We start from the raw sequence: 21602 nt of genomic DNA, 5'->3' as shown, positions 1-21602 counted from the left end.
CCTTTTTTATGTGATAGGAAGCATAGACACATGGAGAATAACATCTACTTGTCTTGGAAACTTAGCATCTTTTGCTGTAAAGACAATATAATGATCGTAAAATGTTTGCTCACCAATCGTAAGTGTCTCTAATCGAAAAGCGAGTGCGAGCGTATCACCTTGTACCGTTTGAATCGGTACTACACGCAATCGTTTCTGTACATCCTTCGAAAACATGTCAAGTTCATATGGCTGATCTTGTTTCCAACTTGTCAGCGCATGTACAAAATCTGTAGCTAATTGTTGCTTAACAGCTGGTAACGATACAAAATGAACAGGCAGTGCACTAATTGGCTCAATACACGTATTTCCCGTATCAATAAAGGCAGGTAATGTAATAGACTTTCCTAAAAACTGCAATGTGCATGATGTATGGAATGTATTTTGTCGAAAAATCCACTGTAACCTATAGTGTCGAACAAGAAAAAAAAGAATAAGTGCAGCAAACGCAACCCACAATACAAGCATGTTGTATTTACTGCTAGCATATGATTGAATAGCCGTTAAAAGACCTCCAACTACAAGCGTTGCGATAAATAATACAAAAGCCTGCCTAAACAACAATGTTTGTATAGGGAATGCAAGTAATAAGATAAAAAAACTTATAAAGACGCCGATTATGGAAGGAAACAACAGTATTCCTATTAAACTACTGAGCGTTGCCATAATCCATAATTTTATCTTCGTTACCCGAACATTTGTAATCGTTTGTGTAAAGGAGAGCAACAGATAATTATAAATCGTGTTTACAACAAGCAGCCATTCTCCAGCCATGCAAAAAAACCTCCTAGCCATACAGTACCACGAAGGAATTGAGCAATTTGTCAAAACAGTGAATGATTTTCTAGAAATTACTTTACAAAATCAGTAGTAATGTGACATTTTCAGACAAAATAAAAAGCCCACAAGCATAAAATCTTGTAGGCTAGTAAACTATTGATTGCGATTACGACGATTACGTAAAAATGTCGGAATATCTAATTGATCATCTTGAGATGATACTTGGCGAACCGGTTCTTGTTGAACAGGTTCATGACGCACTTGTTGCACTGGTTGAGCAGTAGCTGTACGTCCCCCAAGTCCAAGTGTTTGACGTGGCGATGACGAACCAGCTGGAATAATATCGTCTGAAAAACCTGTAGCAATTACAGTTACGATAATTTCATCATTTAAGTTCTCATTGATGACAGAACCGAAAATCATGTTTACTTCTTCATCGGAAGCCGAGGCTACGATGTCTGCTGCTTCCTGTACTTCGTATAGCGATAAATTCGAACCACCTGTAATATTCATAATAACGCCTTTAGCACCATCAATTGACGTTTCAAGCAATGGACTTGAAATAGCTTTTTTTGCCGCTTCTGTTGCACGGTTTTCTCCTGTTGCAATACCGATTCCCATTAAAGCAGAACCTTTATCAGACATGATTGTTTTCACATCAGCAAAGTCAAGATTGATGAGACCAGGTGTTGCGATTAAATCTGAAATCCCTTGTACACCTTGTCGAAGTACGTTATCTGCTTCACGGAATGCTTCAAGCATCGGTGTTGATTTATCAACGATTTGTAATAACTTATCATTCGGAATGACGATTAACGTATCAACTGCTTCTTTTAAGTTAGAAATCCCACCAATCGCTTGCGTTTGGCGTTTACGACCTTCAAATGTGAACGGACGAGTTACAACACCGACCGTTAACGCACCTAAATCACGTGAGATTTGAGCGATTACTGGCGCAGCACCTGTTCCAGTACCGCCACCCATACCTGCCGTTACAAACACCATATCTGCACCGCGTAGTACTTCTTCTAATTGCTCACGACTCTCTTCTGCTGCTTTTTTCCCTACTTCAGGATTTGCACCCGCTCCGAGACCGCGTGTCAATTTACCACCAATTTGCAGTTTATATTGTGCTTTAGAATGCTCTAATGCTTGTGCATCTGTATTTACCGCTATAAAATCGACACCTTGCACGCCATGTTCAATCATTCGGTTAACAGCGTTGTTTCCGCCACCACCAACACCGATTACTTTAATGACCGCGCCTTGATCATAACTTGTATCAAACTCTAACATTTTGTCTCCTCCTGCTCTATATCTTTATCGTCACTCGAAAAAGTTGTTAAAGAATTTTTTTGCTTTGTCAATAATAGTCGTTGTGGACTTGTGATCGACTTTTTTCTCAGTTGCATTAGATTGTTTTTTAGGAGGAGGTGATTGAGTGGGTCCAGAAACAAGTTGTATTTCTGAGCTCCTACCGTAAAATTCATCATCTGAATGCGCATAACGAATTAATCCTACCGCTGTTGTGAAACTAGGGTCACGTACACCAATATAATCTGGTGTATGTATACGTACACGAAGTTGCATCACTTGGCGAGCGACTTGTCCTACACCTTCTAGCTGCGCTACACCTCCTGTTAATACAACCCCACCTGGTAAATCACGAACACCGAGTCGAGATAGCTCATCTAATACATACTCCAAAATTTCTTCAACACGAGCTCCGATAATTTCTGCAATGTAACGTTGGCTATATTGCTCTGTCGCACTTGTCCCATCTACTTGAACTTCAAATAATTGTTCATCTGATGCATCGTCAAAAAACGCATGACCATATTGTTTTTTTATGTTCTCTGCTTGTTCCGTTGATGTTTCCAGTACAATGGATAAATCCTTCGTAATTTGGTCGCCACCCATCCCTACTACTCCGGTATGTGTTAATAATCCATCTTCAAAGACAGCGATTGTTGTTGAACCACCACCTAAATCGATATAGGCAGTCCCTTGATTTTTTTCATCTTCTGTTAAAGCATAATAACCTGCCGCTAATGGTTGTAAATAAATTTCTCGCACTTTTAGACCGGCACGCTCTACACATCGCAGTACATTATGGAGCAATGTTTTCGATGTCATAATCATTGTGGCATCTACTTCTAAGCGTGTCCCTATCATACCGCGGGGGTCTTTAATTTCAGATAATAGGTCGACTGTAAACCGTTTTGGAATTAAATTAACGATTTCTTTTTCTGGTGGTGTTACCATACTTTGCGCTGATTCCAGTACACGTGCCAAATCATCATCTGAGATTTCACGACCATCTCCATTTACAGCGACTACACCTTTGACTGATTGTAATACCGTTTGATTTGCTGGTACACCGAGTACGACTTCTTCAATCGTTAAACCAGTCATTCTTTCTGCTTGTTCAACTGCTTTTTTTATTGATTGTACAGTTGCATCTATATCTACAATTGCACCCCTACGAATGCCGTTTGATTTTATTTGTCCGACGCCAATTACGTGTAATTGTCTATCACTCATTTCACCTATTAATACTTTAATAGAAGATGAACCAATATCTAGCGAAATATATATATCTTGATGATTCAACTCGCTGCACCTCCTTAAAATACTTCTACTTTTAATTCTATTGTAAAATCTGAGTAATGTCTAAGTAAATCACTACTTGTAATCAAATTTTAACGTGATTTTGATGAATTTTCACGCTTTTTTATTCTATATTCTTCCCATTTTGTAATTAAAATCCTACGAATGACTGCGATATTTTGAAACAGGCGTACACCAAAGGCAAAAATCGCTGCTAAATACAAGTCTACTCCTATATGTACCCCTAAAAAGGCAAGCCCTGCCGCAAGCGCAATATTGAAGAAAAAGCCTGAAATAAATACCTTATCATCGTATACTTGCTGCAACTGTGCACGAATGCCACCAAACATTGTATCAAGCGCCGCAAGTACCGCAATGGATAAATAATTTTCATACACAGCAGGAATTTGAATATCGGTTAAGATGCCAAGTGCAATCCCTAAAATTAATCCTAGTAGTGGTAACCACATATTCTAATCCCCTTTATGTTCTGTTAAATAGGTGTTACGAATATCCATATCTGTTGCACGAACTGTCAGTGTAGCTTCTGGTTGCTCTACCGTTAGCATCATATTATCAATGAAAAATTCATCCATAAATGACGATGCCATTAAATGGTTGTACAACTTTGCAGCTTCTTCTTCCGTTTCTGTAATCACAACCATCTCAACGTTCGTTTTTCCAATAGGTACGCTACCGACCGTTGTTTTTCCGTTAATATCACGAATAGCGGAAGAATGAATAACCCGTTGTCCATTTAATTCAATATAGTGTCCTTTATAACGATAAATATCATTCACGAGACGAATTAACAATGATGGTGAGATTTCACTTATTTCATAACCGAATGCTATTAATTCAGGTGAAGGGGTAATGCTAATCGTTATTCCTGGACCTGTTGCTTCTTTAAGACCTGCCGCTTCTTGTAAATCTTCTACGGTCTGCGCTAAAATGGCCTCGGGATTACCTAGCTCTTTATCCTCATATTTACGAACGATATCCTGAGCTTGTCTAATGTTAGTCAACAACTCTGAATGCAGCTTCTTTTCATCTGATAAATCTTGACGAATTTCCCAAACATCGGTCGTTTCTTTTTTTTCAGGGCTTTGAACCGTATTGTATTGAACTGCAAGCATCAATCCGATAATGAAAGAAATAATTGTAATATGAATATACATTTTCTTCGTCATCTAATACCTCCTAAGAATTCCCTTTCGCAATAGAAGGCATCAAGACTTGTTCTTTCTTTTCTACCGTTACGACGATATGATCACTTAATAGCTGGTCTACTACCCCACCTTCAATTTCAAGCGCCGCAGTTAATGTTTCTCGATTCCCAACTGCTTCCACAACAAACGGCGCTGGATACTGACTTCCATCAATCGTAATAACAGGTCCATTGCAACTTATATACGAATTTGTTTTTAATCGGTGTCCATTAATCGCAATCGCTTCTGCACCAGAGATTTTCAACTCGTTAATGACAGAAAATATATGGCTTTCGTGTACAATATAATCATTCGGATTCGTCATGCCCGTATAAGCATTATCACGTAATGTAATCGCTATGCCTTCCCCCACCGCAGGCAGTTCACCTAATAGAATACGTAATCGTTCGGCCTCTTCTACTAACGATTCGTATTGCCCTTCATTTGTTGCAAATTCTTTTTCATAGTTTCGGATCGTTTGAAGCAGTGTATCTAATTCCTCTGCAAGCTCTTTATTGCGTTCTTGCTGTGCAATGAGCTCTTCACGATAGGTGTCACCTTGTTGCACATAAAGACTAGAAACCGAACCTGTCTGGCGATTATCTTTTGATAAATTATAGGAGTATCCTATGATAAAGCCCGTAATAATACAGACGACTAAAATCACAAAATATTTTCGATTCCAAAGCACATTCCTTTTATTGTGAGGATTGTTCTTCATCTTCCATCACATCCTGTTCTCCTACATCTTCTTCGAAGTTAATGGCTGTGTATTCCTCTGTATACGGTCGATAGTATGACCCTACTTCGATATCAATAATCCCCTTTTCAAATTGTTCTTCATTTTCAATTTGTGCAATAATAGAAGGATAATAATTCAACTTACTCGCAAGTGATGTAATATCTGCTCGCACTTCATAGCCATCATTCATAAATAATGTAATCGCATAAGGATCTGAAGCAGAAGAAGTCGCATTAATTTGCGAAATGAGTGCGAGCACTTCCGGTTTTAGCTTTGCTAATTCTTTTAATAGCCGCTTACGCAAATCTTCATCATTAAATGCCAAGAAAATGGGGGCATCGATCGGCAACAATTCATTTGCTTCTTCATATAAAACACCATTTTCGAGCATTGGATAAAATGTATTATCTTTTGCTAAATAGGCTACTTTTTTCCATTCTTCAATTTCAATCACGACAGTTGTTAGCCATTTCCGTTGTACACTTACTTTTTTCACCCAATCAAGTGCTTCCATTTTAGCTTCGATTTCCTTACCATCAATCCCCCACATGGAGTCTCCTAATTTTATTTCAGACAATTCCTCATAATATGTACGATCGACTAGTGTATGTCCTGAAATATCAATTGTTTTCACTTCGCTATATGGCGATTGAAAATACAAAAGCAGGAGCAAAAGGAAGAGGAAAATAGTCGTTAATAATATAAATTTAAAGTTCGTTCTTTTTCGTCGTTTTTGCCGAAATGTTGGTATGCGATCTTCCAAGTCAATTACTTTTTCCATGCTGCTCCTCTCTCTTCCTCTGTCGTAGCTCCAAATAAGTAGATAATTCCAACTGTAAGCCATAAAATCATTAATGATGTACCACCATAACTAATAAAAGGCAGTGTGACCCCTGTAACAGGTAGCAGTCCAATGACTACCCCTATATTTAAGGCAGCCTGTACAGCAATCATTGAAACAAGTGCACTAATGATATAAAAATGGCGTACGTAGATGGCATGAGTAGCTAATTTATACCCACTATATAAAAAGCACGCAAAAATACATACAATACAAAGTCCACCTATGAAACCCGTTTCTTCTAACAAAATTGAAAAAATGAAATCGTTTTGCGGCTCTGGTAAATATAAGTATTTTTGTCTACTTTTTAAAAAACCATGTCCGAATAATCCAGCAGGTCCAATGGCCATTAACGATTGAACTGCCTGAAATCCCTTACCTAAAGGATCTTGCCACGGATCTAAAAATGATTGAATACGGGCAAGTCGGTATGGTGCAGACAAAATTAACACAACAATTCCTGTTATACCAAGCATAATACATAGTGCATAAAACTTGATTGGATAATTTGCGATGAAAAATAGGATAAATGTAGCAACAATTAAAATAAAGGCTGACCCAAAATCCGGTTGCATCATAATAAGAGCAATCGGTAATAGCAAAACGATAAAATGTTTTAGCTTAATAATGCGTTCGCCACGTTTCCACTTCGCAAGAACGATACTTAAATATACGAGTGTTGTAATTTTGACAAACTCAGCTGGCTGGAATGTCAATGGTCCAATACCTAGCCAGCTTCGTGAGCCATTTCGCCATACACCAATCCCAGGAATTAGTACAGCGATTAATAAAACAATGGAGAGTACATATAGCAGAAACCACCATTTTTCATCTAGTAACCACTTGCTACGACTCACAATCGTAAAACAAACAAGGGCTAATGCAAAATACATCATCTGCTTGACGTAAAACGGCAAATCATCTGCATAATGTACTTCACTCCAATAGGCACTCGCTGAATAAATAAAGACTATACCAATTAACGTCAGTAACAGCGCACTTCCTACAAACAAACGTCTATATAAAATCAGCGAAAAAATCCTTTCCTACAGTATTAAGTTAACTTCATCACACAATCGATAAATACATCTCCGCGAATCTCAAAACTATCATATTGGTCCCAACTCGCACATGCAGGTGATAATAAAATAACGTCCCCTTCTGTTGAAAGGTTGGCTGCGTAGACAACGGCATCTTCTACATTTGTTGCTGCAACCGTTTCTTTAACACCACAAGATTTCGCGAATTCGATAAAGCGTAAGCCCGTTTCACCGAAGGCTACAACCGCCTTTACATCCCCCATTGATTCCCGTAACTCTTCAAATGAATGACCGCGATCTAATCCACCTGCAAGCAGTATAGTCGGTTTGTTAAATGCATCTAATGCACTCTTTGTGGCTAGGCAGTTTGTTGCTTTCGAATCGTTGTAAATTTTGCGCCCCTTCCAATCACGTACAAATTGAGAGCGATGACGAACACCAGCGAATGTTGCCAGTACGTCTTTAATTGCTTCTATCTCACAACCATGTAGCAAGCAAGCAGCTACTGCACATAAAATGTTTTCTAAATTATGCTTCCCAGGCAATGCAATTTCATCACGGTTTAAAATAGGCTCTCCGTTCCAGTAAATGACTTGCTCATCGGCACTAATTCCTTCTTCCGCACGACCATTTGTTGTAAATGGTATTTTCTGTGAGTTCGATTGCGCCGCATATTGGCGCACCACTTCTTGGTCATTATTGAAGATAAAGAAATCTTCCGCCGTTTGATTACGCGTTACACCAAACTTTGCATTCGCATATTCTTCAAACGTGCCGTGATAATCAAGATGTGCATCGTACAAATTCGTTAAAATCGCAATGCGCGGCTTAAATGTACGTGTCCCCATTAACTGGAATGATGAAAGCTCTGTGACGATGACGTTGTCTAATGTTGCCTCCTTCGCTACACCACAGGCAACCGTTCCAATATTCCCTGCGATTAACGGATGAAGCTTCCCTTTTTCAAGCATGTCAAAGATTAATGTCGTTGTTGTCGTTTTTCCATTTGTACCCGTAATCCCAATAAATGGTGCTTCACTTACTAAATAGGCAAGTTCCATCTCTGTAATTACTGGTAACTCCCGACGAATCGCATCGGCAATAATCGGGTTACTATATGGAATACCCGGATTTTTTACAACGAGTTCAAATCCTTCATCTAGTAAATCCTCTGGGTGGCGCCCACAAATAACCGTAATCCCTTTTGTTAATAACCCTTGTGCTTCAGGGTTTGCATCAAATGGTTTGGCATCATTTACCGTTACAAATGCGCCTAACTCATGTAAAAGCTCTGCTGCTGCAACACCACTTTTCGCTAAACCAAGTACTAATACTTTTTTATGTTGTAATGCTGTATACTCCTTCATCATAACGCCTCCGATAAGACTGCAATTAATGCCATAATAAGCCCTGTTGACCAAAATACGATTACAACTTTCCATTCAGACCATCCTGATAATTCGAAATGGTGATGAATAGGACTCATTTTAAAAATTCGCTTTTTACGCAGTTTAAAACTCCCTACCTGCAATATAACGGAAAGTGTTTCGATGACAAACACTAATCCAATCAGCAGCAATAACAACTCTTGCTTTACTAATACCGAAATCATGCCTAATGCGCCACCTAATGCAAGGGAGCCTGTATCCCCCATAAACACTTTTGCTGGGTTCGCATTAAAAACTAAAAATCCAAGTAATGCGCCTGTTACGGCAAATGAAAATAGTGCAATATCCGTTTGCTCATTAAATAATGCAATCACACCAAATGCCGCAAAAGCAATTGATGCTGTTCCTGCAACGAGCCCGTCTAGCCCATCGGTTAAATTGACTGCATTAGAGAAACCAACAAGCCAGAAGATTAAGAAGGCAATATACAATGATCCGAGTTCAAACTGCAACTCCGTAAAGGGAATTGCAATCGTCGTCTCAAATGTACCTAAACGTAATAACAGGAATGCTGCAATCGCAATCGCAATTTGCCCGATTAATTTTTGTAATGACGTGAGCCCTAAATTCCGCTTAAAAATCACTTTAATTCCGTCATCTAAAAATCCTATTAGCCCAAACCCTACAAAAACAAGCAGTAAAACAACGGTATGTGTTGTAAATACATTAAATAAAAGCCCACAAACAATCGTTGTTGTAATGATGGACAGTAGAAAAATGATTCCACCCATCGTTGGCGTTCCCGCTTTTTTCATATGCGATTGTGGACCTTCTTCCCGAATGCTTTGACCAAACTTTAGGCGCCGTAGCATCGGAATACCAATCGGCGCTAAAATAACGGTCAAAATAAAAGATGTAGCTAAAATGGTCGCCGTTGTTGCCAAATTCATAAGAAATCTCCTTTAAATATCCTATTAAATGTGTAAACATCCTTCACTATAATAGTTGTTTTACCGCTATTTTGAAAGGACTAATTCGATAAATATAAGTGAATAATCCCGTCTTGTTTAACTAGTTCACCTGCTTCTGGTAATTGTTCAATGACTTCGTTTCCTTCACCATGCCATTCAATCCTGTACACATATTGCTGTTCAATAATTTCTTCCATTGTTTGCCCGGTAAAATCTGGAACACGCTCTGTTAGCTCATCACCCCAGACATATTTTTTAGGCAATTGATTTTCTGCATCCGCACTTTCAATTTGCAAAATCGATGCGGCTTCTTCAATGATTTGCCCTACGATTGGTGCTGCAATAACGCTACCGAATTGTAAATGCGATTTTGGTGAATCTACTGCTACATAGACTAAAATCTCCGGATTGTCTGCTGGCGCAAATCCGATAAACGACACAATATAATCCCCGTCTTTATAACGACCATTTTCAACCTTTTGTGCCGTACCTGTTTTGCCTCCGACACGTAAGCCATCCCGATATGCCTGTCTACCTGAGCCATTTGCTACAACAGATTCAAGCGCTTCACGTACGATTTTCGATGTTTCCTCGCTCACTACTTTCCCTTTAGCTGTCGGTTTGTTTTCCAGCAATACATCACCGCTCGAATCTAGTACTCTCGAGACAATATAAGGCGTATACAACGTCCCACCATTGATGGCAGCAGCTACCGCTTGTACTTGCTGAATGGGCGTGACTGAAACACCTTGACCAAATGATGTGGTCGCACTTTCAACAGGACCAAATCCTTCTTTTGAAAACAAAATCCCGCTTGCTTCTCCAGCAATGTTAGAGCCAGTTTGTTTACCAAAACCAAATTTATGAATGTACTCCAGTAACTTATCTGATCCAATTCGCTGTCCCATTTCAATAAATCCTGGGTTACATGAATTTTCTACTACTTCTAAAAATGTTTGATGACCATGTCCTTCTCGTTTCCAACAACGCAGACGTGTATCTTCTACTATTGTAAAACCCCGGTCATAAAAGGTATCCTTTTTTAGGTCCACAACCTTTTCTTCGACCGCAGCACTTAGTGTAATAATTTTAAATGTGGAACCAGGCTCATATGTCATAAATACCGGTAAATTACGATTATAAATGGACTTATCTACTTCTTGATAAGCCGTTGGGTCATACGTCGGATATGAAGCAATCGCTAAAATTTCGCCTGTATTCGGATTCATCGCTAAGGCAAGCGCTTGATCTGCATTATATTGCTCCATCGCTTGTGATAATTCGCGTTCAACGACTTGCTGCAATGCCACATCAACGGTTAATTCAACTGTTGCGCCGCCGTCTCCTTGCCTCCATTCATCTTGCGTTTGGGGCATGGCATTTCCTCTGGCATCTGTAAATAGCCGAATGGCAGAAGGGTCACCTGTTAACACACGATTATACTGATATTCGATACCAGCTAATCCTTGCGCATCATATCCGGTAAAGCCAAGTAGCCTTGCTAATAGCGTACCGTACGGATAATGCCTGACATAATCTACACCACTATAAAGCCCATCAATTTGCATTTTTTGAATTTCTTCAGCTTGTTCCGTTGTGATATTTTTCCCTTCAGGTGCAAGCTTCGTTAAATAAGCCCTTTTCGATAGTTTTTCAAGCAATGCCTGTTCATCTGTATTTAGGACTCCTGCCAGTTGATTAGCAACCAGGTCGATGTCTGGATTTTGTGCATTCATAAAATACAGTGTCGGTGCAAGTTTGTTTGTCACAATTACTTCTCCGTTACGATCTGTAATATCACCGCGTTCTTCCTGGAATGGAATCTCCCTATCCCAGTTTGCCTTAGCCAGTTCTGTGAGTTCCTCATGTTGTATAATTTGTACATAAAAGAGCCGAGCTAGTACCGCAAAACCATACAATAACAAACAAATAATAATGATTTTTAAACGCCCTCTCGTTTGTTTAAAAATCCATTTCATTCCACAACACGCTCCGTTTTTAATAACAACCTATGTTATAAACGAAGCGTGTATTCAAACTATACGATCATTAATCACTTCAACGTAGTACTAATCTTGTGGTAACGGATTTTCCTCTTCGTGTAATTCTTGAATCGTATAACTTTCTTCCGGTGTTCGTAGTTTTACGACAATCGGCGAAGAATCTACGATAATCGTATTAGCAGAAGCACTTTGATTATAGACATAGCCTTCACCAACGATTTCGATTGGTACATCCGACATCGTTTTATAGACGAGTACATTTCTTAGTGACCAACCTGTAAAGGATGGTAATGTGACCGCACCTTCTGTTTTTAAAAAGACAATGCCCCCTTTTAACAAAGGTGTGTCTGCCTTTGGGTATTGGTCAATAACCGTCCCACCTTCACCAATAATAATCGGCATTAAACCGTCATTACTTAACTGTAGTTGAACTGCCTCTGCATTTTGCTCTATCGCGTTTGGCACTGCTACCATTTGTGCTTCGACTGTATTATCAGGGTTAATATTTAAATATTTTAAGCTATTTTCCATCACAGAGTTAAATACTTGCGAAACAGGCTCCGCTCCCGATATAGAGTTACTCATCTGCGGACGTTTCACTGCTACATACATAATGAGTTGTGGATCATTAGCCGGTACCATACCTAAAAATGAGTAAATATATTGATGGTTCCCCCAGTAGTATCCTGCACCTCGTTCTTTTGGGATTTGGGCCGTTCCCGTCTTTCCTGCTACCTCATATCCTTCAATGGCATATCGCTTTGCTGTCCCATTTTCTGACGTAACGGTTGAGGCTAAAATCTCCCGAACTTGCTGTGCTGTCTCTGCAGAAATCGGTTCACCTTTTACTACAGGTTCTTGATTATATGTGACTTCACCTGTATTCGAATCAACAATTTTATCCACAACATACGGTTGCATCATTTTTCCGTCATTCGCGATTGCTGTCATCGCTTGCATTAATTGAATCGGTGTTACGGTTGAACCTTGCCCGTATGTTGTTGTCACGCGGTCAATCGGGTTTTTCGTTAAAATGGTACCTGTCGCTTCGTTTGGCAAGTTAATGCCTGTCTTCTGCCCAAATCCAAAGCGATTTACATATTCTAAATACGTCTCACTACCCATAATTTTCAACATATGTGCCATCGCTGTATTAGAAGAGCGTTGAAAGCCTTCTAAATACGTTATCGTTCCCCATCCTACACTATTATGGTCACGAATTGTGCGGTCATAAAGTGTATACGAACCAGATTGAAATTTTGCATTTGGATGCCAATTACCGGAATCCACGGCTGCTGCTAGCGTAAATATTTTCATCGTTGACCCAGGCTCTAATACTTCTTCTACCACATCATTCAGCCAGTTTGTGTCAATCCCTATACGTGTATCTGGATTAAATGTTGGCCGCTCTGACATTGCTAGTATTTCACCTGTCTTTGGATTAGCTACTACTGCTACCATCGATTCAGGATTATATTGTTCATCTGCACGATTCATCGCGTCTTCTACAAAATTTTGAATTGTCTTATCAAGCGTTAAATAAACATCATTACCATCTTTTGCTGGTTGGATTGTCTTTTCACTATTGGCTAACAAATAACCAAAAATATCACTATCATACACGATTTTACCGTCTTCACCAGTCAATTCTTCGTTATACGTTTTCTCAAGACCCATTCGACCGACCGTTTTAAAAGTACCATCTTTTTGTTCTTCTTTTACCGCATAACCAATTAAATGGGCCGCAAAGGAACCATTGGGATAATACCGTTTTTTTTCACTCACAAAAATAATGCCCGGCAAATCATGCTCTTCAATCGCCTCTTTTACGTCATGGCTAATGTTTCGCCCAGCCGAACCAAATTCAACTTGATACGGTGGTGGATCGCCATCTTTCGTTAATTGTGCATATATTTTCTCTTCATCCCAGCTAATATATTGAGCCAAAATCCGTGCTGCTTCACGGGGATCTACCACATGGCGTGGTTCTTCTGGATTCGTTGTAGCAGATTCACGCACCACAGCAATTAAACGATAACTAAGCGTATCTTCCGCAATGACATTGTCATTGCGATCTAAAATCCGTCCGCGTTCTGCCGTTAATACGGTTTCACGTGCATATTTATTTGCCGCCTCGGCTTGTAAATTATGCCCCAGTACTTCGCCCGTTGTTTGAATATAAAAGAATCGGCAAAACAATAGGAAAAAGAGCCCTCCATATATACAAAACATTAGAAAGGCTCCTAATTGAAAGCGAAATTTGAGCTTTTTCATTCCCCTGACACAACCTTTACATTTTTCCCATTCAATGTTAAGCCTAGCTCTTTCGCTTTTTCCCAAATGCGTTCATGAGTTGATTGTTCACTTACTTGTACTTTTAACTCTACATTTTGCTTTGTGACTTCTTGAATTTCTGATTCAAGCTTTTGTATTTCCATCGTCGTCGTTTGAATTTGTCCTTGCTTATGCAAAATAGATACGGCGAACAATGCCACCACAATAACAAAAGTTATGTATAGCACTTTTTCTTTCCCTGTAATCAATGACGGTTTATCAGCTTTTTTCTGCTTTTGAGGCGACGGTTGCTGCTGTGGCTGTTCCGGCATTGACGGTTGTTGAATATAAGTTTGTTGTCTAACTCGAACTGCCATTTAGTCACGTCCTTTATCGTTTATTTTTTCAGCAATTCTTAACTTCGCTGAGCGTGAACGATTATTTGCTATTAACTCCTCTTCTGATGGTAAAATCGGCTTTCGTGTTATTAATTTCAATGTTGGTTTCATATGATCCGGAATAATCGGTAAACCTGGTGGAAGCTCCGGTAATGAAGACGCTTCCTTAAATATCGTTTTGCATAAGCGATCTTCTAAAGAGTGGAATGTAATGACACTTATGCGTCCGCCCACTTTTAATAACTCAATTGCGTCGATTAGCGACTCTTCCGCTACACCTAACTCATCATTTACCGCAATACGAATCGCTTGGAAAATACGCTTTGCAGGATGCCCGCCTTTTCTCCGGGCTGCTGCTGGAATGCCTTCTTTTATGAGCTCCACTAATTGCCCTGTCGTTTCGATTGGCGCTTTCTTTCTTGCCTCTTCGATTTTACGCGCTACTTGCTTGGAAAACTTCTCCTCGCCATAACGGAAAAAGATACGAACCAAATCCTCATATGACCATTCATTCACAACATGAGCTGCCGTTAACTCCGCAGTTTGATCCATACGCATATCAAGTGGCGCATCATGATGATAACTAAATCCTCGTTCTGGTGTGTCAAGTTGCGGTGATGATACACCAAGATCATATAAAATGCCATCTACTTTATGAATATTCAGCTTGTACAATTCATCTTTCAAATATCGGAAATTTGAATGTACAAAAATTACACGATCCAAATAATCGGCTAAGCGAATTTGTGCATTTTCAATCGCCGTCGTATCTTGATCAAAACAAATGAGGCGACCTTGTGGCGATAACTGTTTTACTAAATACTCACTATGACCTGCACCACCTAGTGTACAATCAACATAGATACCATCGGGATTGATGTCCAACCCATCAACAGTTTCCTTTAATAACACGGTTGTATGATCGAACATAAAAACTTACTCCTTTGGGCTTCATTAAAAATCCAAGCCTACCATATTTTCTGCAATTTCATTAAAGGATTCCTCAGATTGCTTAAAGTATTGTTCCCAAGCCTCTTTAGCCCAAATTTCAATACGCGTCGCCACCCCAATAATGACGCATTCCTTTGTAATGTTTGCATGTGTAAGGAGTGTTGTTGGGATATTAATACGACCTTGCTTATCTATTTCTACTTCAGTTGCTCCTGAAAAGAAGAAACGTGTAAATGCACGTGTATCTTTTTTTGTCATCGGAAGTCCTTTTAATTTTTCTTCGAGTTTTCGCCATTCATCCATAGGGTAGCCAAAAAGACAGTTATCAAGTCCGCGCGTAATGACAAAAGTGTCAACTAACAGCTCACGAAATTTCGCGGGAACAATTAAACGTCCTTTCATATCAACCGAATGTTGATATTCTCCCATGAACATACTACTCACCCCTACTTTAGTTAATAATGTACCACATCCCCCCACTTTCTACCACTAAATTCCCGCCTTTCCCTCGCCATTACAGGGATTCGGGAATTTAGACCTTATTTCCATTTACCCAAAATACTAAAATGGTCATAAAAAAAAGTTACCTCACTTTCGAGATAACTGTTTTTTATTAACATATTACTACATAATGTTCAGGACATATATTGAGTGGTAATTCCATTAAATCTTCTACAAATGTCGGTCCATACTGATTCATTAACTGATAAGGATTAAATATTCGTTCTTGCCAGCTATCATTCGGAAAAATTTCAGCATTCATTATATTAAATTGACGAATCGCTACACTATGCTTCTGCAGCGTTTGCTCTGAGATTTTATTTTTCAAATAAGCAAATTGTTTAATATGATACGCTTTATTCTTTTCAATCGTTTGATCAAGTTGTAAATCATTATTAGCTAACTGAGTGTATACTAACTTATATTGCTCAAGCAGTGCCTCTTGCATGTCTTCCACTTGCGCAATGACTTGCTCATCTTGCACACTGGCAATAAATTGCTCTTTCGCTTTAGTCGCTTTCCCCGCTACAACATCTTCAAACGTTAATTGATGTAACTCGAGTAACGGTTGAACTTTACGTGTCACAACCGAAATGTTCAAGCGCGGTGCAAAAATAGGCATTTCAAGATTTAATGTGCTAAATGCTCGTCCTAAAGTTGCCCAATATGCTAGTTCACCTGGACCTCCAACAAATGCCAAAACAGGTAATACCATTTCTTGCATTAACGGTCTTGTGACCACATTGTTACTTAATTTTTCTGGCGTATGTTTTGCTATGTGTAACAGCTCTTCTTTTGTCAATTTTAGCTGTGCTAAAGCATTGACAAAATACCCATCTTTTCTTTCTAGTAAAAAGCGCTCACCGTCTTTTACATAAAATAAATTGGCATTTTGACTAGTTGCCTCAATTGGCTTCCCATAGCCCGCTGCTTGTAGCACTTGCTCTTGCGCCACTACAACTTGCGCAATTTCTTCATTATGTTCAATTAAGCGCTCAAAATAATCACTTTCTAATTCACGCAATGGCTCATACGCTGCATCAATCATTAATAGCCCGTATTCCGCAAATAAACGATTCATTAATGTCGCAAAGAAATCTGTAAATGTTTGGCTATAACGACTCGCTTCCAATACTTCATGAAGTAACGCCTCTGTATATGCTGTTTCACCATAATCTTCAAAAACAGTTTTAATCAACTGCTCCATCGCCTCATGATCGATTATCGTTGTTGATGCCATCGTTTTTTTATTTGAACGTTTACTGTATCCACGCTTTTTAAGCGCTCCCTCTACAGCGGTAAATGTATGATTAATCTCTTCTAAATCATGGTCTTCTCCAGCAATCCAAAAAACCGGTACAACTGGTAGATTCAATGCTTGCCGTTGTTCATTTGCCAACAAAATAACCGTTATCGCTTTATAAACTGAGTATAAAGGCCCTGTGAATACACCTGCTTGTTGCCCACCAACAACGGCAAATGCCCCTTCTTCCAGCTCCTGCAAATGTTTTTCTGCTTGTTTTGATACACCAAAGCGCTCCATATAAGAACGAATCACTTGTACTAAAGCCTCTCGTTTATAGGACTGTTTATGTATCGTATTTACACGTTTTGCAAACGAATCTTTTTCAAATGGATACGCAAAAAATGAATGGATATTAGCTTCCTGATTCCAATAATCCGCTAACACTTCATTGTTCACTGGTAATGAAATTTGCTCCAGCTTCATGAAATAAACGCCTCTACTTTCTAACTCAACTATGCATGGTTTGCATCGTCTAACGGTTCAGTTTACTATGCTAGTATATTTTTACTTTATATATATGTATTATTGTATATGTTTTACCTGCTCGCGAAAACATTTTTGCCTTATGGTGCCGCTAGATATTCCATAATATTTACTGAGAGACCAATGACCCAAGCCCCTAAATACATCGCACTCAATAGTATAAAATAAACACGCCATATCTTTTTCAATAAAATCGGCACGTCAATTTCCTTTTTCGTTCGCCAATCGACATATGTAAAGCTAATCGCAATAAGTAATGCAACAATAACGATCGACAAAAACAAAGATTTCTCCCAAATGCTATAAAAAGCGAGCGGAACAGAGAAAAACAAAATAAATGTTGTGACATCCGCAGCAAATCCGACCGCATGTACTTTTTTTATACGCATCTTCCTACAAATGATAAATGTTAGTATTAATGCTACAAGCGGGCAAATGAGAATAACGCCACCTACCGCTTCAATAAATGTTTTCACATTTTATCACCACTCTCCACCTGTTCTAACGCCTTGATCATTTCATACAACGTATATAACGTTGGAATCTGCTGTTGATTTCGTGCTGCTTTCGCTAAAATCGCCCCTACAATCGTATCGACCTCTGTTTTGCGGCCCGCTAGTCTATCAGCTAGCATAGAAGAAGTATTCGTAGCTGTTTTTTCACACAGAACTTTTACACAATCAAACGGAAATTGCGACCGAACGCTCGGAAATGCCGTCATCAATTCCTCGTATAATGTTTCAAGCAATGAATAGGCATGAGCATTTGTGATTAATTCCCCATTTTTCACTTTTAATATAGCGGTTAACGGATTAATAAAGCAATTTAGGAGCGCTTTTTCTAATAACATTTTTTCCGCATCCATTTCATGTTGAATAGGTAATAACTCCCCTTGTAGCTCATCGATATAAGCAAATTTTTCAACAGCTCCACGTGCTAACGCTACCTTTAAAACACCTATTCCTTTATGCATCACCGTATAATCATTTTCTCGTTGCGCACCAAATTGAGCACTACCAAATGCGATGTGTAAATGCGGTAAGTGTAACGCTTCTTCGAAATGAGCTAAACCATTTTGAAGAAATAACAAAGGAACCGTTGTCGGCAATCGTGTGAGGAGTGGATAAACATGAGCAAGTGCATTATATTTCGTGGCAATAATAACAAGCTCTGGAGTCTCCGCGATTTGCGTCGTGCCTCCTACCGAAAACCTTTCCTCCTCACCCGCTCTCCCTTTTCGAACTAATCCATATGTACATAATGCTTCACATTGTTCACTACGCTGAGAGACGATCTCGACGTGTATGTTTTTTTCCGAAAAGAAGCTTGCCATCAGCAAGCCAACAGCACCGCCTCCAATAATTTGAACTGTCACCTGCTACCCCACCTTAAACTTATTAGTCTCATACTTCATATCATACTATAGTAAGTTGAATAACAGTATTGTACAATTTTTCCGACCACACATGTTCTTTTATCCCCCAGTAACAGGAAATAGTTTATCTGTACTGAAAGCGAAGGGATCGGTACAAGCCGCCCACCTCAAGGCTTAAGAAAATCAAGAAAGGGAGGTGGGTGCCCGTTAACGAGAAATAAAAGTAGCGCTCACATCTGTTGAAATCGCTACTTTTCTCACTTATAAAACAGACCTTCTCATCATTATAAGGGATAATTCCTTAACTTTCGAGATATGTGATTGCTGTTCATTATTGTCCAACTTCTTTATTTAAAAAACTAGTCCCTTGATGTAACCATTTTAACATTTTATCATACTCAGCCTGTAATTCACGATATTTTAAATCAAGCGTATTATACGCTTCTGTTAATTCTTCAAAATTTGTTAGCGCTAGTTTTAAGTGGCTACGCATCATTTGTTTAGGACGCTTCCGGACATTATCTAACACATGTCCATATTGTAACCTAAGCGTCTTATTCCATCTGAAACCACAAGCCTGCTTTGTACGCCCCAGCACTTCTGCAGCACGCGAAAATGCTTCTAATTGTGTCTTGCCATTTTGGACATAACCAATCACAATTTCTGCTAGTTTTTCATCATCCACTGCCGTCCATTGGTCTTTACGTCTTTTTTCTCCCAACTTGTTCACCTCGCATTTTTTACTACTATATGCATCGGGTAAAAAATTAGAATAAAAAAATGAATTGCCTCCTTCTTTTTAGAGACAATCCATCTAGTGCATTATTTTTTTGATTTCGTTAGGAAGCTATTAACCGCCTCGTGATGTGCTTCACTCTCCCATAACTTCGCACATGTACGCACTTCCTCCATAATGCGACCGTACATATTGCGTTCACGCCATTTACGAAGCTCAATTTCTTTATAAGCTTGATGTACAGATGGATGAATGTTACTCATATGTTCGATAAAATCACCAAGCGCCTCTTCCTTCGTTCCTTCAAAGTAAACACGCATTGCCCAGCCGATTTCATACAATGTTTGCGCATCGTACGGTTTAGCATCCACTAACATTTTTAATGCACGGTCATGACGTAATCCACGTTCAAATAAATATGTACCACCACCCCAGCCAGAGGTAATCGCCAAAGTCCCTTGAATAAATCCAGCTTTCGCATGAGAAGCCATTAAACGGAAATCACAAGCTGTGGCAATTTCACAACCACCGCCAACCGCTGTACCATTAATTAACGCTACTGTTGGCACTGGTAATGTAGCTAATTCATACAAAATATTCGCCATTTTACTTAACATACCGAATGCTTGCTCTTCTGTTTCTAATTCGTGAAACACAGATAAATCTCCACCGGAACAAAACGATTTATCGCCAGCACCTGTTATCACTAAAAAACGTACATCATTATGTTCTTTTACATATGTAATGACCTCTTTTAAGCCATCCATCACTTCATCATTAACCGCATTCCGCTTTTCTTCACGATCGATAGTAAATATTAAAATCCCATCGTTTTTTTCAATTAAATAAGCCACTTCTGTCATCCCCTTTATAATCTTTGCGCTAGTAAACGTCCTTTAATGGTAGCCTAATTCGTACAGATTTGACAACACAACTATGCGAATATTCGCTAAATTTGTTATAAAAAAAGAAAGCTCAGTGATATTTTGTTAAAATAAAGGGCTTCTCTCCCCCTCCATTTACTTCCCCAACCATCACGCCAACATATACCCAAATTATAATATAACCAAAAGAAAAAGGTGATATAAGAGCCATGGCCTCTTATATCACCTTGATATAGCGTAAATACTGAATTATTTCGCTACTACTTCTTTACCTTTGTATTGTCCGCATGCTTTACAAACACGGTGAGCTAATTTAGCTTCACCACAGTTTGGGCAAGCTACCATGCCAGGTACAGATAATTTGAAATGCGTACGACGCTTTCTTTTTGCAGTTTTAGAAGTTCTTCTAAATGGTACAGCCATTATTGGCACCTCCTTACAGATTATCTATTCATCTGTTTGATCAAAATACTTAGCTAAAGCAGCCAGTCTTGGATCCAATTTTGGTTCGTCAGATTCACGTTTAATCGCTTCATCTTCGTCTGTTGAATATGACCAGTTTTTCCCGCCTTGCACTTGTCCTTCGGTATCCTCTTTGAATACTTGCATCGGAATCTCTAAAAGTATTAGCTCTTCTAGCACTGGCTTCATGTCAATGACTTCACCATCGATATAATGGATATCGCCATCAACATCCCCACGCTTCTCTTCGTCAATCCAACTGAAAACTTCAGTTGTCTCAACGTTGATAGGATATTCAACATCTTCCCACGTGCGAGCACATGGAAGTGTTAATGTCGCTTCAAGCGTAAATTGACAAGTCATTTGCGATGCACCAAAAGTACAAAGCCCTTTTACATGAACGGGTGAAATGCGGCGAATGTCCTTGTTGCGATCCTTCACTTCATCCAATTGTACTTCAGCATCAATCGGCATCCCATTTTGGCGATACTTCGATAATTGATGAATTGACCACTTCATTCGTTAATCACCTCGAGACAACACTGTAGATTATATAGCTTACAAAAATAGATGTCAAGATAATTTCTTGTCACCAGTTTAAATCGCCCGT

22 protein-coding genes are annotated in these 21602 nt (G+C 39.1%); all 22 read right to left on the bottom strand.

Annotation, left to right across the window (positions count from 1 at the left end; genetic code table 11):
- Positions 1–6: 6 nt before the first annotated feature.
- Positions 7–813, bottom strand: coding sequence for a sigma-E processing peptidase SpoIIGA (locus ACQQ2I_RS04575; RefSeq protein WP_431029399.1), 807 nt, complete (start codon positions 811–813; stop codon positions 7–9).
- A gap of 159 nt (positions 814–972) precedes the next feature.
- Complete coding sequence (ftsZ, locus tag ACQQ2I_RS04570) at positions 973–2115, bottom strand: cell division protein FtsZ (RefSeq protein WP_391366336.1); 1143 nt, start codon at positions 2113–2115, stop codon at positions 973–975.
- Positions 2116–2145: 30 nt separating this feature from the next.
- A complete protein-coding gene (ftsA, locus tag ACQQ2I_RS04565) occupies positions 2146–3432 on the bottom strand; it encodes a cell division protein FtsA (RefSeq protein WP_431029398.1) in 1287 nt (428 codons plus the stop codon).
- Between the two features lie 89 nt (positions 3433–3521).
- On the bottom strand, positions 3522–3899 hold the full coding sequence (locus ACQQ2I_RS04560; RefSeq protein ID WP_431029397.1) for a small basic family protein: 378 nt from the start codon (positions 3897–3899) through the stop codon (positions 3522–3524).
- A 3-nt stretch (positions 3900–3902) separates the two neighbouring features.
- On the bottom strand, positions 3903–4619 hold the full coding sequence (locus ACQQ2I_RS04555) for a DUF881 domain-containing protein (protein ID WP_431029396.1): 717 nt from the start codon (positions 4617–4619) through the stop codon (positions 3903–3905).
- Positions 4620–4629: 10 nt separating this feature from the next.
- Entirely contained in the window at positions 4630–5358 is a 729-nt protein-coding gene (locus ACQQ2I_RS04550; protein ID WP_431029395.1) for a DUF881 domain-containing protein, read from the bottom strand.
- The gene (locus ACQQ2I_RS04545) at positions 5336–6160 is read right to left on the bottom strand and encodes a cell division protein FtsQ/DivIB (protein WP_431029394.1); all 825 of its coding nucleotides are present in this window, start codon (positions 6158–6160) and stop codon (positions 5336–5338) included. Before ACQQ2I_RS04545 ends, ACQQ2I_RS04550 begins: the two co-directional genes overlap by 23 nt.
- Complete coding sequence (locus ACQQ2I_RS04540; RefSeq protein WP_431029393.1) at positions 6148–7233, bottom strand: FtsW/RodA/SpoVE family cell cycle protein; 1086 nt, start codon at positions 7231–7233, stop codon at positions 6148–6150. The genes ACQQ2I_RS04545 and ACQQ2I_RS04540 overlap by 13 nt, the downstream gene beginning before the upstream one ends.
- A 41-nt stretch (positions 7234–7274) precedes the next feature.
- Entirely contained in the window at positions 7275–8627 is a 1353-nt protein-coding gene (gene murD / locus ACQQ2I_RS04535) for a UDP-N-acetylmuramoyl-L-alanine--D-glutamate ligase (RefSeq protein WP_431030452.1), read from the bottom strand.
- Positions 8627–9598, bottom strand: coding sequence for a phospho-N-acetylmuramoyl-pentapeptide-transferase (gene mraY, locus ACQQ2I_RS04530; protein ID WP_431029392.1), 972 nt, complete (start codon positions 9596–9598; stop codon positions 8627–8629). The genes murD and mraY overlap by 1 nt, the downstream gene beginning before the upstream one ends.
- A gap of 80 nt (positions 9599–9678) precedes the next feature.
- Positions 9679–11598 (bottom strand): penicillin-binding transpeptidase domain-containing protein, encoded by a 1920-nt coding sequence (locus tag ACQQ2I_RS04525; protein WP_431029391.1) that lies wholly within the window; start codon positions 11596–11598, stop codon positions 9679–9681.
- 90 nt (positions 11599–11688) lie between these two features.
- Positions 11689–13854: a penicillin-binding protein gene (locus tag ACQQ2I_RS04520; protein WP_431029390.1), complete on the bottom strand. Its 2166-nt coding sequence runs from the start codon at positions 13852–13854 to the stop codon at positions 11689–11691.
- A 38-nt stretch (positions 13855–13892) separates the two neighbouring features.
- Positions 13893–14273: a cell division protein FtsL gene (gene ftsL, locus ACQQ2I_RS04515; RefSeq protein WP_431029389.1), complete on the bottom strand. Its 381-nt coding sequence runs from the start codon at positions 14271–14273 to the stop codon at positions 13893–13895.
- On the bottom strand, positions 14274–15224 hold the full coding sequence (rsmH, locus tag ACQQ2I_RS04510) for a 16S rRNA (cytosine(1402)-N(4))-methyltransferase RsmH (protein WP_431029388.1): 951 nt from the start codon (positions 15222–15224) through the stop codon (positions 14274–14276).
- A 24-nt stretch (positions 15225–15248) separates the two neighbouring features.
- A complete protein-coding gene (gene mraZ, locus ACQQ2I_RS04505) occupies positions 15249–15680 on the bottom strand; it encodes a division/cell wall cluster transcriptional repressor MraZ (protein ID WP_431029387.1) in 432 nt (143 codons plus the stop codon).
- 178 nt (positions 15681–15858) lie between these two features.
- Positions 15859–17475, bottom strand: coding sequence for a bacillithiol biosynthesis cysteine-adding enzyme BshC (bshC, locus tag ACQQ2I_RS04500; protein WP_431029386.1), 1617 nt, complete (start codon positions 17473–17475; stop codon positions 15859–15861).
- A gap of 140 nt (positions 17476–17615) precedes the next feature.
- Positions 17616–18011 carry a DUF3397 domain-containing protein gene (locus ACQQ2I_RS04495; RefSeq protein WP_431029385.1) on the bottom strand — a complete coding sequence of 132 codons (396 nt, stop codon included), beginning with the start codon at positions 18009–18011 and terminating at the stop codon, positions 17616–17618.
- Positions 18008–18910 carry a ketopantoate reductase family protein gene (locus ACQQ2I_RS04490; RefSeq protein WP_431029384.1) on the bottom strand — a complete coding sequence of 301 codons (903 nt, stop codon included), beginning with the start codon at positions 18908–18910 and terminating at the stop codon, positions 18008–18010. The genes ACQQ2I_RS04495 and ACQQ2I_RS04490 overlap by 4 nt, the downstream gene beginning before the upstream one ends.
- 331 nt (positions 18911–19241) lie before the next feature.
- Entirely contained in the window at positions 19242–19631 is a 390-nt protein-coding gene (locus tag ACQQ2I_RS04485) for a transcriptional regulator (RefSeq protein WP_391366319.1), read from the bottom strand.
- Positions 19632–19732: 101 nt separating this feature from the next.
- Positions 19733–20500 carry an enoyl-CoA hydratase/isomerase family protein gene (locus ACQQ2I_RS04480; RefSeq protein ID WP_431029383.1) on the bottom strand — a complete coding sequence of 256 codons (768 nt, stop codon included), beginning with the start codon at positions 20498–20500 and terminating at the stop codon, positions 19733–19735.
- Between the two features lie 279 nt (positions 20501–20779).
- Positions 20780–20953, bottom strand: coding sequence for a 50S ribosomal protein L32 (gene rpmF, locus ACQQ2I_RS04475; RefSeq protein WP_431029382.1), 174 nt, complete (start codon positions 20951–20953; stop codon positions 20780–20782).
- Between the two features lie 24 nt (positions 20954–20977).
- Positions 20978–21511: a YceD family protein gene (locus tag ACQQ2I_RS04470; protein ID WP_431029381.1), complete on the bottom strand. Its 534-nt coding sequence runs from the start codon at positions 21509–21511 to the stop codon at positions 20978–20980.
- Positions 21512–21602 lie beyond the last annotated feature (91 nt).

The organism is Lysinibacillus sp. LZ02, assembly GCF_050613145.1.
GTDB lineage: Bacteria > Bacillota > Bacilli > Bacillales_A > Planococcaceae > Lysinibacillus_B.
Note: the sequence above shows the minus strand (reverse complement) of the source record. Positions and strands in the feature narration are given on the sequence as shown.

What these genes read in the sequence shown, in the direction of transcription:
- ACQQ2I_RS04575 (WP_431029399.1), bottom strand. Translation starts at nt 813, where the DNA reads ATGGCTGGAGAATGGCTGCTTGTTGTAAACACGATTTATAATTATCTG.
- ftsZ (WP_391366336.1), bottom strand. Translation starts at nt 2,115, where the DNA reads ATGTTAGAGTTTGATACAAGTTATGATCAAGGCGCGGTCATTAAAGTA.
- ACQQ2I_RS04560 (WP_431029397.1), bottom strand. Translation starts at nt 3,899, where the DNA reads ATGTGGTTACCACTACTAGGATTAATTTTAGGGATTGCACTTGGCATC.
- ACQQ2I_RS04555 (WP_431029396.1), bottom strand. Translation starts at nt 4,619, where the DNA reads ATGACGAAGAAAATGTATATTCATATTACAATTATTTCTTTCATTATC.
- ACQQ2I_RS04550 (WP_431029395.1), bottom strand. Translation starts at nt 5,358, where the DNA reads ATGAAGAACAATCCTCACAATAAAAGGAATGTGCTTTGGAATCGAAAA.
- ACQQ2I_RS04545 (WP_431029394.1), bottom strand. Translation starts at nt 6,160, where the DNA reads ATGGAAAAAGTAATTGACTTGGAAGATCGCATACCAACATTTCGGCAA.
- murD (WP_431030452.1), bottom strand. Translation starts at nt 8,627, where the DNA reads ATGAAGGAGTATACAGCATTACAACATAAAAAAGTATTAGTACTTGGT.
- mraY (WP_431029392.1), bottom strand. Translation starts at nt 9,598, where the DNA reads ATGAATTTGGCAACAACGGCGACCATTTTAGCTACATCTTTTATTTTG.
- ACQQ2I_RS04525 (WP_431029391.1), bottom strand. Translation starts at nt 11,598, where the DNA reads ATGAAATGGATTTTTAAACAAACGAGAGGGCGTTTAAAAATCATTATT.
- ACQQ2I_RS04520 (WP_431029390.1), bottom strand. Translation starts at nt 13,854, where the DNA reads ATGTTTTGTATATATGGAGGGCTCTTTTTCCTATTGTTTTGCCGATTC.
- ftsL (WP_431029389.1), bottom strand. Translation starts at nt 14,273, where the DNA reads ATGGCAGTTCGAGTTAGACAACAAACTTATATTCAACAACCGTCAATG.
- rsmH (WP_431029388.1), bottom strand. Translation starts at nt 15,224, where the DNA reads ATGTTCGATCATACAACCGTGTTATTAAAGGAAACTGTTGATGGGTTG.
- mraZ (WP_431029387.1), bottom strand. Translation starts at nt 15,680, where the DNA reads ATGTTCATGGGAGAATATCAACATTCGGTTGATATGAAAGGACGTTTA.
- bshC (WP_431029386.1), bottom strand. Translation starts at nt 17,475, where the DNA reads ATGAAGCTGGAGCAAATTTCATTACCAGTGAACAATGAAGTGTTAGCG.
- rpmF (WP_431029382.1), bottom strand. Translation starts at nt 20,953, where the DNA reads ATGGCTGTACCATTTAGAAGAACTTCTAAAACTGCAAAAAGAAAGCGT.
- ACQQ2I_RS04470 (WP_431029381.1), bottom strand. Translation starts at nt 21,511, where the DNA reads ATGAAGTGGTCAATTCATCAATTATCGAAGTATCGCCAAAATGGGATG.